This window comes from Streptomyces sp. SPB074 (assembly GCF_000154905.1).
Taxonomy (GTDB): Bacteria; Actinomycetota; Actinomycetes; order Streptomycetales; family Streptomycetaceae; genus Streptomyces.
In genome coordinates this window covers 1,632,085-1,641,977 of record NZ_GG770539.1, presented here as the reverse complement: position 1 = coordinate 1,641,977, position 9,893 = coordinate 1,632,085, and the positions used below count along the sequence as shown (strand labels likewise).

General features: G+C 73.1%; 9 protein-coding genes. 8 read left to right on the top strand and 1 reads right to left on the bottom strand.

What is annotated here, in order from left to right; all coding sequences use genetic code 11:
- The first annotated feature begins 512 nt into the window (after positions 1 to 512).
- Complete coding sequence (ftsH, locus tag SSBG_RS06500; RefSeq protein ID WP_037869085.1) at positions 513 to 2,429, top strand: ATP-dependent zinc metalloprotease FtsH; 1,917 nt, start codon at positions 513 to 515, stop codon at positions 2,427 to 2,429.
- Positions 2,430 to 2,868: 439 nt separating this feature from the next.
- On the opposite strand, the gene SSBG_RS06495 is transcribed toward ftsH, so the two are convergent.
- On the bottom strand, positions 2,869 to 3,837 hold the full coding sequence (locus tag SSBG_RS06495; RefSeq protein WP_008745413.1) for a hypothetical protein: 969 nt from the start codon (positions 3,835 to 3,837) through the stop codon (positions 2,869 to 2,871).
- Between the two features lie 755 nt (positions 3,838 to 4,592).
- Here SSBG_RS06495 and SSBG_RS06490 point away from each other — a divergent pair.
- The 7 genes from SSBG_RS06490 (at position 4,593) to lepB (ending at position 9,616) form a co-directional block, all read left to right on the top strand.
- Positions 4,593 to 5,237, top strand: coding sequence for a hypothetical protein (locus tag SSBG_RS06490; RefSeq protein WP_199781344.1), 645 nt, complete (start codon positions 4,593 to 4,595; stop codon positions 5,235 to 5,237).
- A gap of 695 nt (positions 5,238 to 5,932) precedes the next feature.
- Positions 5,933 to 6,361: a 30S ribosomal protein S16 gene (rpsP, locus tag SSBG_RS06485; protein WP_008745411.1), complete on the top strand. Its 429-nt coding sequence runs from the start codon at positions 5,933 to 5,935 to the stop codon at positions 6,359 to 6,361.
- Position 6,362: 1 nt separating this feature from the next.
- The gene (locus SSBG_RS06480) at positions 6,363 to 6,602 is read left to right on the top strand and encodes an RNA-binding protein (RefSeq protein WP_008745410.1); all 240 of its coding nucleotides are present in this window, start codon (positions 6,363 to 6,365) and stop codon (positions 6,600 to 6,602) included.
- 141 nt (positions 6,603 to 6,743) lie between these two features.
- Complete coding sequence (gene rimM / locus SSBG_RS06475) at positions 6,744 to 7,451, top strand: ribosome maturation factor RimM (RefSeq protein WP_008745409.1); 708 nt, start codon at positions 6,744 to 6,746, stop codon at positions 7,449 to 7,451.
- Positions 7,448 to 8,350 (top strand): tRNA (guanosine(37)-N1)-methyltransferase TrmD, encoded by a 903-nt coding sequence (gene trmD, locus SSBG_RS06470; protein ID WP_008745408.1) that lies wholly within the window; start codon positions 7,448 to 7,450, stop codon positions 8,348 to 8,350. The genes rimM and trmD overlap by 4 nt, the downstream gene beginning before the upstream one ends.
- A 131-nt stretch (positions 8,351 to 8,481) precedes the next feature.
- Positions 8,482 to 8,832 (top strand): 50S ribosomal protein L19, encoded by a 351-nt coding sequence (gene rplS / locus SSBG_RS06465; protein ID WP_008745407.1) that lies wholly within the window; start codon positions 8,482 to 8,484, stop codon positions 8,830 to 8,832.
- Positions 8,833 to 8,920: 88 nt separating this feature from the next.
- Positions 8,921 to 9,616, top strand: coding sequence for a signal peptidase I (lepB, locus tag SSBG_RS06460; protein ID WP_008745406.1), 696 nt, complete (start codon positions 8,921 to 8,923; stop codon positions 9,614 to 9,616).
- The last annotated feature ends 277 nt before the right edge of the window (positions 9,617 to 9,893 follow it).

The following is a 9,893-nucleotide window of genomic DNA, read 5'->3' as shown; positions in this document are numbered from 1 at the left end:
CCCGCCTCACGTATGACCCCACATTCACGGGACGCCGTGCTCGACGCGACGACCGCCACGGACACCGCCCGCTCGCTGCGCCACGAAGCGGCTCGACGCACGCTTGGCGCGCGCGACGTACGACGGGCCGCGGGGCCGGGCGACGCGGCGTCCTGCGGATCACGCGATGCCGCGCTACGTCGCGATGCCGCGCTACGTCGCGATGCCGCGCTACGTCGCGACGTCGCGCCACCGCGCGGCGCCCGTCGGCGCCGGCTCGTCCTGCGCCGACGGGGCCACGTCGCGCCAATGCCCTACGGGCCCACGCGCGACGTACCCCCTGACGACGCGACGCCAGCGCGACGTCCCCCACGCCGCCGGGCCCCACCCGACCCCCGCGCCCCGAGACGGCCCCCCACCCCCTCGCCCGCCCCCTGTCCGGCCGAAGCCGGGGGGCTGCCGCGGCTTCCCTCCGTTAATGTCCGGATCAGGACATGCGGGGGAGGACCCGTCCAGGCGGCGAAGGAGCACGCGTGAGCAATCCCGTACCCCCGCGCGACCGGACGGACCAGCCCTGGCGCTCGGAGGGGGCGCCGCCACCGCCGCCGCCGAAGCGGAAACCGCCGTGGATGCGCATCATCATCGCGGCGCTCCTCGTCTACCTGATCACCAACCTGATCCTCACCCTCGTCAACGGCGACGACGACACCTCCGTCTCGTACACCGACTTCACGAAGCAGGTCGCCGACAACAACGTCGCCAAGATCTACTCCAAGGGCGACGCGATCCAGGGCGAGCTGCGCGAGTCCCGGCCGAAGCCCAAGGACGCGGACGGCGACTACAAGAAGTTCACGACGCAGCGTCCCTCCTTCGCCGACGACAAGCTCTTCGAAGACCTCGAACGCCACAAGGTCACCGTCACGGCACGCCCCGTCGTGCAGGAACGCAGCCTCCTCACCAATCTGCTCATCTCACTGGCGCCGATGATCCTGATCATCGTGCTGTGGCTCTTCATCGCGCGCCGGGTGAGCTCCGGCCTCGGCGGAGCCGGCGGGATGCTCGGCCGGAAGCAGCCGCCCAAACCCGTCGAGATGGAGGGCGGCAGACGCACCACGTTCGCCGACGTCGCGGGCATCGACGAGGTCGAGGGCGAGCTCAACGACGTGGTCGACTTCCTCAAGCACCCCGACGCCTACCGCGCCATGGGCGCGAAGATGCCGCGCGGCGTCCTGCTCACCGGACCGCCCGGAACGGGAAAGACGCTGCTCGCACGCGCCGTCGCGGGCGAGGCGAACGTGCCGTTCTTCTCCGCGTCCGCGTCCGAGTTCATCGAGATGATCGTCGGCGTCGGCGCGAGCCGCGTGCGGGAGCTGTTCGCCGAGGCGCGCAAGGTCGCGCCGTCGATCGTCTTCATCGACGAGATCGACACGATCGGACGGGCACGAGGCGGCGGCTCCGGCCTCGGCGGCCACGACGAGCGCGAGCAGACCCTCAACCAGATCCTCACCGAGATGGACGGCTTCTCCGGCTCCGAGGGCGTCGTCGTCATCGCCGCGACGAACCGTGCCGACGTCCTCGACCCGGCCCTCACCCGCCCCGGCCGCTTCGACCGCACCGTCGTCGTCAGCCCCCCGGACCGCGAGGGCCGCGAGGCCATCCTGCGCATCCACACACGCGGCATCCCCCTCGCCGCCGATGTCGATCTCGCCCAGGTCGCCCGTATCACCCCCGGCATGACCGGCGCCGACCTCGCCAACCTCGCCAACGAGGCCGCCCTCCTCGCCGTCAAGCGCCGCAAGCAGGACGTGACGATGCCGGACTTCTCCGGCGCCCTGGAGAAGGTCCAGCTCGGCGCCGAACGCAGCCTCGTCATGCCCGGCGAGGAACGGCGCCGGACGGCCTACCACGAGAGCGGCCACGCCCTGCTCGGGATGCTGCAACCCGGCGCGGACCCGGTGCGCAAGATCACGATCGTGCCGCGCGGTCGCGCCCTCGGCGTCACCCTCTCGACCCCGGACGCCGACAAATACGCCTACACGGAGGAGTACCTGCGCGGCCGCATCATCGGCGCCCTCGGCGGCATGGCGGCCGAGCAACTCGTCTTCGGCGTCATCACGACCGGCGCCGAGAGCGACCTCGAACAGGTCACCAACCTCGCGCGCGGCATGGTCGGCCGCTGGGGCATGAGCGAGCGCGTCGGCAGGCTCTCCGCCCTCCCCAACGACGGCCAGCAGCCCTACGGCCTCGCCGCCGCGCCCGCGACGCTCGACACCATCGACGAGGAGATGCGCCGCATCGTCGACGAGTGCTACGCCCACGCCCTCCACACCCTCCAGGACCACCGAGCCCAGCTCGACGCCCTCGCCGCCGCCCTCCTGGAGAGCGAGACCCTCGACGAGGCCGACGCCTACCACGCCGCGGGCATCCCCCGCCTCAGCAAGAACGGCTGACGCGGCCGCCGGGGGAGGCGGACGGCCCGGCGACGGGTGGCCGAAACCGATCCTGGCGCGACGCGTGGATACGCCACGTGGGGGATGCCGCGCGCAGACGCCGCGGCCGGCGAACGTACGGCACGTCGCGCTGAAGCCGCGACGCCCATGCCGGAGACGGCGCGACGCGGGCAACGCCGGCTGACGCGACGTGGCATATACGACGTCGCGGCAGCGGCCTGCGACATGGGGGACGGGGCGATGTACGGGGCAACGCGCAGCGTCGCGACGTCGCGCGGTGGGCACGACGCGACGATCTCGACGCGCCGTCGCGCGACACCTGGCCCCCGACCCCGCCTCCACGCGCGGTCGGCGCAGTCCGCCGCCGTGCGCCCGCCCCGCGTCCGCTCCGCTCGTGGCCCGGCCAGCAGCGCCGTGTCACCGCTTGGGCCGTGCCCGCTCAGTCGCGTCGTGCGACGACGTAACGGAAGACGTTCGGCATCCAGACGGTGCCGTCCCGCCGGATGTACGGATGCAGGGCCACGCGCAGTTCCTTGTCCACCTGCGCGGCGTCCGTCGCCTCCACGGCCGCGTCGAGAAGCCCCGTGGACAGGAGGCCCCGTACCGCCCCCGTGATTCCCGCGTATCCGAAGGGGCAGGCAACGCGGCCCGAGCCCAGCAGCCGTAGCCCCGCCCGCGCGGCGACCGCCTCCAGGTCGTCCCTGCGCTCCGGTCGCCAGCCCCGGCCTGCGCCCAGTTCGCCGGGGCCGAAGGACAGTGAGGCGTCGGTGTCTGCGAGCCGCGTGGCGACGCGCAGCACATCCGACGCGGCGCACCGCTCGGGCGGGCCCCAGCCGGCGACCCCGACCGTCGCGTCCCGTGCGGCGAAGGACAGGCCCTCGCGCAGCCGTGCCGCGAGGGGCGCGTAGTCGCCCGCCGTAGCTCCCGCGGGCTGAAAGGCGGTCACGACCGTGTGCGGGGGAGCGGCCACGTCGCGCAGGACGCCGGGCGAACCGTGCAGGAGACGCGGCGTCCCGGCGTCGTCGACGGATCGCGCCGTGCCGTCGCCGCGTGCGACGTCGCGTCGCGGCACTGCCGCTCCGGGCGGCGGCACCGGCCCCCGCGACGTCCCTGCCCCGCTCACGGAGCAGCCGAGCCGCTTCCCCGCGAGCGCCAGCCGCGCCCGGGGGCCGTCGTCCACACCGGTCACCGCGGCGCCGCGCGCCCGCGCGAGCAGCAGCGCGAGCCCCGCTCCGCAGCCCAGACCCAGCAGGCGGGTGTCCGGCCCGACGGCGAGCCGTTCGTAGACCGCCGTGTAGAGCGGTACGAGCAGCGGTTCCTGGATCTCCGCCCAGTCCAGGGCGGCCCGTTCCTCGTCGTGTACGCGTCCGGAGCCGGCGGCCCCGCGACGTGGTTCCCGCACGAGCATGGATGTCATGGATGGTGCCCCCATCGGGCCAGAGGTGTGTGATGCGTGTGCAGTCCGCCCCCGTGCGGCCCGTGCCGCTCTCGTGCGTGGCATGAGCCGTCGCTCGTCCGCGCGTGCTCGGTCTCCCGTACGCCAGGAAACGCCGTCCACGCCGCGCCGTCCAGGGGAGACCCGGGGCTTGTCGGCCAATGCCTATGTGCCCCGTTCCGCGCTCCCGTGCGCCGTCCGCGTTCCGGTGCGCCCCGGGCGCCGCCCCCGCTTCACACCGCTGGACGACGCGCGCCGCGCTGTCGTGTTCCCAGGAGACCTTGCGCGGCGTCGCTCGCGTACGGCGCGACGTCGCGGAGGACGCCGCGCCGTGTCGCGGGCAGGCGCCGGGGCGCGACGTACCGACAAGGCGCGCGACGTCGCGTCGAGGCGACGTGTCGGCAGGAGCGCGCGACGTCTCCCGCGACGTCGCCCCGTCCACGCGCCCTCGTACCCCGCCGCCCACGCCTTCGACGCCGCGCGATAGCGTCGTGACGACGCTGTGCGCGAGGCGTCCGCCGACGTGGCGAATGGCCTGCCGCGAGCACCGGTCACCCGCGCCGCGCCTTTTCCGGCGGGACGCCGGGATGCCGCGTTTGCGGACGGCGCGCGTAGCGGCGCTACGTACCGTCTTGTGGGGGACTGGCACGGCTTCTGCCCACATCGACGCACCCGCCCTCCTCCGGACGCATCACGGCCAACTGGCGGGTACGAGCAAATTATTTGGGATGGCCCGGAATCGGAACACGCCGCGCGCGCGGCTCGTTGGTCACGACGTGAGCACGACACCACCTGTTCTCGCCGCAGAGCTGGCACAGGCGTGGGCCGATATTCAGCGGTACCACCCCGACCTGCCGGATCTTGCCGCGCCCGAGTCCCTGATCGGGGAGTCCTCGTCCGCCTGCGGGCACGAACTCTCCTTCGAACGACTGCTGCACGAGGCGGTTCACGGCCTCGCCGCCGTGCGGGGTGTCCGCGACACCTCCCGCGCCGGCCGCTACCACAACCGCAGATTCCTCACGATCGCCGAGGAGCTGGGCCTGGACCACCCCGAGGAGCCGCATCCGAGCAGTGGCTTCTCCCTCGTCACCCTCAGCACCGAGGCGAGGAAGCGGTACCGGGCCACCATCGACCGGCTGCACCGCGCGCTCAAGGCACACACCGCCGCGACCTCCACCGACTCCTCGAACAGCTTCCGAGGCCCCGCGGCGCGGCACGGCTCGTCCGGCGGCGGCGTCCGCGTCAAAGCGGTGTGCGACTGCGGCCGCAACGTACGCGTCGTCCCTTCCGTCCTCGCGCAGGCGCCGATCATGTGCGGCGGCTGCGGCAAGCCCTTCCGCATTCCCGAGCCCGCCGTGCCCGCCATGACCTGAGCGCCCGGCGCGCGTGCCGTGCGAACCGATGGCGTGGCAGGTCCGGCCCCGCCCCGGGCCTGCCGCGTCGCCTGGCCTTCCGGCGCGCACGGGGCCACGTCGCGCGCGACGTCACGCCGCGCAACCTTCGCCACGCCCGCGCCGACCCCCGCCACGCCGCGTCCCCCGCTTCGCACGTCGCCCGGCCGCGCGGCACGCGACGTCGCTCCCGTCGCGTCACCGGCACCGCGCTGTCGCTCCCGTCGCGTCACCGGCACCGCGCTGTCGCTCCCGTCGCGTCACCCGGCACCGCGACGCCGCTCCCGTCGCGTCACCCGGCACCGCGACGCCGCCTCGTTCCCGGAGCGATGCGCGCGACGTCGCGGCGCTCACGGAGCGGCGTCGTCACCACGCGGCGCCGTCCTCCCCGCGCCGCGCCCGCGTGCCTTCCCGCCTCGCCCCGCACCTCGCCGCGACGTCCGCTTCCACGGCCCCGCCGCGGTCGCGCCGCAGGGCGGTACGGGTGCCTCCAGCCGCCCTCCACCCGCGGGTCCGGGCGCGTCGTCGGCTGTGGCAGAATGGACAGCTGTACTCGACAGCCGCACAGGACCCCTCTCTCCTCCGGCTGACGCGTCCTGCGGGCCCGGTCGGATTCCGCAACCCCACGCGGCATCATCCGGTGCCCCACCTCGTCAAGACCAGGAGACACCACTCCCGTGGCAGTCAAGATCAAGCTGAAGCGCCTGGGCAAGATCCGCGCGCCTCACTACCGCATCATCATCGCCGACTCCCGCACCCGCCGTGACGGCCGTGCGATCGAGGAGATCGGTCTGTACCACCCGGTGCAGAACCCCTCGCGCATTGAGGTCGACGCCGACCGCGTGGCGTACTGGCTGGGTGTCGGCGCGCAGCCGACCGAGCCCGTGCTCGCCATCCTGAAGAAGACCGGCGACTGGCAGAAGTTCAAGGGCGAGCCCGCCCCGGCGCCGCTGCTCCAGCCGGAGCCGAAGGCCGACCACAGCGGTCTCTTCGAGGCCGCCGCCGCGAAGGCCGGCGACGAGCCCAAGGGTGAGGCCATCACCCAGAAGGCGAAGAAGGCCGACAAGAAGGACGAGTCCGACTCGTCCGAGTCGACCGAGGGCTGACATGCTCGACGAGGCTCTTGAACACCTCGTGAAGGGCATTGTCGACAACCCCGACGATGTGCAGGTCGCCGAGCGCACCCTGCGCCGCGGGCGCGTGCTTGAGGTGCGGGTACACCCCGACGACCTCGGCAAGGTGATCGGCCGCAGCGGCCGCACCGCGCGCGCCCTGCGCACTGTCGTGGGAGCCATCGGTGGCCGCGGCATCCGTGTCGACCTGGTCGACGTGGACCACGTGCGCTGAACTCGCACACCGGCTGAGGTCCCACCGGACACAGCACAGCACCGGCGCGGGCCGGGGTCGGCCCTCGGGCCGGTCCCGGCCCGTCGTCGTACCAGGACCCACGTCGCAGCAGGCGTCGTAGCAGGACAGGAGAGCCCCAGAGTGCAGCTGGTAGTCGCACGGATCGGCCGCGCCCACGGCATCAAGGGCGAGGTCACCGTCGAGGTGCGTACGGACGAGCCGGAGCTGCGGCTCCCGCCCGGCGCCGTGCTCGCGACCGATCCGCCCGGTGCCGGGCCGCTGACGATCGAGCAGGGACGGGTGCACAGCGGCAGGCTGCTGCTGCGCTTCGCGGGAGTGAAGGACCGCACCGGCGCCGAGGCGCTGCGCAACATCCTGCTGATCGCCGAGATCGATCCGGAGGAGGTGCCCGAGGACCCCGAGGAGTTCTACGACTATCAGCTCATGGACCTCGACGTGATCACCGAGGACGGTCAGGAGATCGGACGGATCACGGAGATCTCGCACCTCCCCTCGCAGGACCTCTTCATCGTCGAGCGTCCCGACGGCAGCGAGGTGATGATCCCCTTCGTCGAGGAGATCGTCACCGAGATCGACCTTCACGAACAGCGCGCCGTGATCAACCCGCCGCGAGGACTGCTCGACCCGGATGAGGCCGACGTCGCCTCGGAACGCGACGCGTCGCGTACGGAGACGAACACGACGCCGGACGACGCGACGTTGCCGCGCACCACGTCGCGCGCGGACGACGCGACGCCCCGTACGGACGGCGCGACGTGGGGCGGCAACGACGCGGCATCCGCCGACGACGCGACGTCGCCCGCGGCCGCCCCGGAGGACCCCCGGTGACCGCCCCGGCGCCACGCACCGCCGCCACGTCGGGCGGGCCCGCGCTCGCGGACGCCTCGTCCCGTGTCGCTCCCTCGCTCCGCCTCGACGCGCTCACGATCTTCCCGGAGTACCTCGACCCGCTCCACGTCTCCCTCGTCGGCAAGGCACGCGCCCGCGGACAGCTCGACGTCCACGTGCACGACCTCCGCGACTGGACGTACGACCGGCACAACACCGTCGACGACACCCCGTACGGCGGCGGGCCCGGCATGGTCATGAAGACCGAGCCGTGGGGCGACGCGCTCGACCAGGTGCTGGCGGACGGCTACGAGGCGGGAGCGCGCGAACCGGTGCTCGTCGTCCCCACCCCGAGCGGCCGGCCCTTCACGCAGCAGCTCGCCGTCGAGCTGTCCGCGCGCCCCTGGCTGATCTTCACACCGGCGCGGTACGAGGGCATCGACCGGCGCGTCATGGACGAGTACGCGACGCGGCTGCCCGTGTACGAGGTCTCCATCGGCGACTACGTGCTCGCGGGCGGCGAGGCGGCCGTCCTCGTCATCACCGAGGCCGTCGCCCGCCTCCTGCCCGGCGTGCTCGGCAACGCCGAGTCGCACCGCGACGACTCCTTCGCCCCCGGAGCCATGGCGGACCTCCTCGAAGGACCCGTCTACACGAAGCCGCCGTCCTGGCGCGGACGGGGCATTCCCGACGTGCTGCTGAGCGGCCACCACGGCCGCATCGCGCGCTGGCGTCGCGACGAGGCGCTGGCGCGCACCGTCGCGCACCGCCCCGACCTCATCTCCCGCTGCGACCCCGCGGCGTTCGACAAGAAGGACCGCGAGACGCTCTCCATCCTCGGCTGGCGGCAGGGGACCGACGGCCGATTTGGGCCTGCCCCTTCCGACGTGGAAGAATAGGCCGCTGCCGTCCGTCCGGCGCGCGCCCCTGCCACAGGGGGAACGACGCCCGCCCGGCGAAGCGGCACCCTTCACCACTCATCACCATGTTCCGCTGATGACCTGTGGCATCAGCGAGGAAGCAGACACACATGTCCAACCTGCTCGACTCCGTCGACGCCGCGTCGCTGCGCAGCGACCTCCCGTCGTTCCGCCCCGGCGACACCGTCAACGTCCACGTGCGCGTCATCGAGGGCAACCGCTCCCGTGTGCAGCAGTTCAAGGGCGTCGTCATCCGCCGCCAGGGCTCGGGCGTCCGCGAGACCTTCACGGTCCGCAAGGTCTCCTTCTCCGTCGGCGTGGAGCGCACCTTCCCCGTGCACACCCCGATCGTCGAGAAGATCGAGCTGGTGACGCGCGGTGACGTCCGTCGCGCCAAGCTGTACTACCTCCGTGAGCTGCGCGGCAAGGCCGCGAAGATCAAGGAGAAGCGCGAGAGCTGATCTCGCCCGCGCGGTCGCTGCACTGACCGCGCACACCGGCCGCCACGGCCGGAGGGACCACAGCGTCGCCCGATAGCATCGGGGCGCCATGGACACCGAAACGCAGGACCCGGAGCGCGATCGCTCCGCCGTACCGAATCCGCCCGCATCAGGGACGGACCGGGTGGCGGAGGGGTCGCGCTCTCGTCTGTCCTGGCTTCCCGGCGGCGTCTGGACCGCTGCCGGGCTAGCGCTCGTCGTCGTCCTGCTCCTCGTGAGCCGCTTCGTCGCGCAGCCCTTCGGTATTCCCAGCGCGTCGATGGAACCGGCGCTTCACGTCGGCGACCGTGTCATGGTCGACAAACTGGCGTACCGTTTCGGCGGCGAGCCGCGCCGCGGCGACGTCGTGGTCTTCGACGGCACCGGGTACTTCGGTGACGGCGACTACATCAAGCGCGTCGTGGGAATCGGGGGTGACCGGGTGCGGTGCTGCGCCAAGGACGGCAGGCTCACGGTCAACGGGAGGCCGGTCACCGAACCCTTCCTCCACGACGGCAACGCACCCTCCGACGTCTCCTTCGACGTCGTGGTCCCGCCCGGGCGGCTCTTCCTCCTCGGTGACCACCGCGCGGACTCCGCGGACTCGCGCGATCACCTCGGTTCGCCCGGCGGCGGCATGATCCCCCTCTCCGTCGTACGCGGCCGGGCGGACCTCGTGGTCTGGCCACCGAGTCGCTGGCACGGTCTGCAACAACGCGACGTCTACGCACGCGTTCCCGCGCCGTCCACCGCGGCGCATGGGTAGACACGGCGGACGGACGGGACGCCGCGGAGCGGCCGGCGACGACGGCGGCAAAGCCGACGACGTCGCGTCGCGCCCGATCGCGACACCGCCTGGTGCCGCGACCCCGCCTGGCGCTGCGTCGCCGTCCGAGGCCGCGCCGCCCGCTCCGTACGACCGGTGTGAGACCGCGTACGGGGCGGTTCCGCATCGGGAGGCTCCGTCCCGACCGGCTCCGTACGCGCCGCCCGCGCGCGAAACGCCTGCGCCCGGAGCGCCTCCCGAGGAGCGTCGCGACGCC

Coding starts and splice junctions, on each gene's coding strand:
- SSBG_RS06490 (WP_199781344.1), top strand. CDS start 4,593: ATGGCCCGGAATCGGAACACGCCGCGCGCGCGGCTCGTTGGTCACGAC.
- SSBG_RS06480 (WP_008745410.1), top strand. CDS start 6,363: ATGCTCGACGAGGCTCTTGAACACCTCGTGAAGGGCATTGTCGACAAC.
- rplS (WP_008745407.1), top strand. CDS start 8,482: ATGTCCAACCTGCTCGACTCCGTCGACGCCGCGTCGCTGCGCAGCGAC.
- lepB (WP_008745406.1), top strand. CDS start 8,921: ATGGACACCGAAACGCAGGACCCGGAGCGCGATCGCTCCGCCGTACCG.
- SSBG_RS06495 (WP_008745413.1), bottom strand. CDS start 3,837: ATGCTCGTGCGGGAACCACGTCGCGGGGCCGCCGGCTCCGGACGCGTA.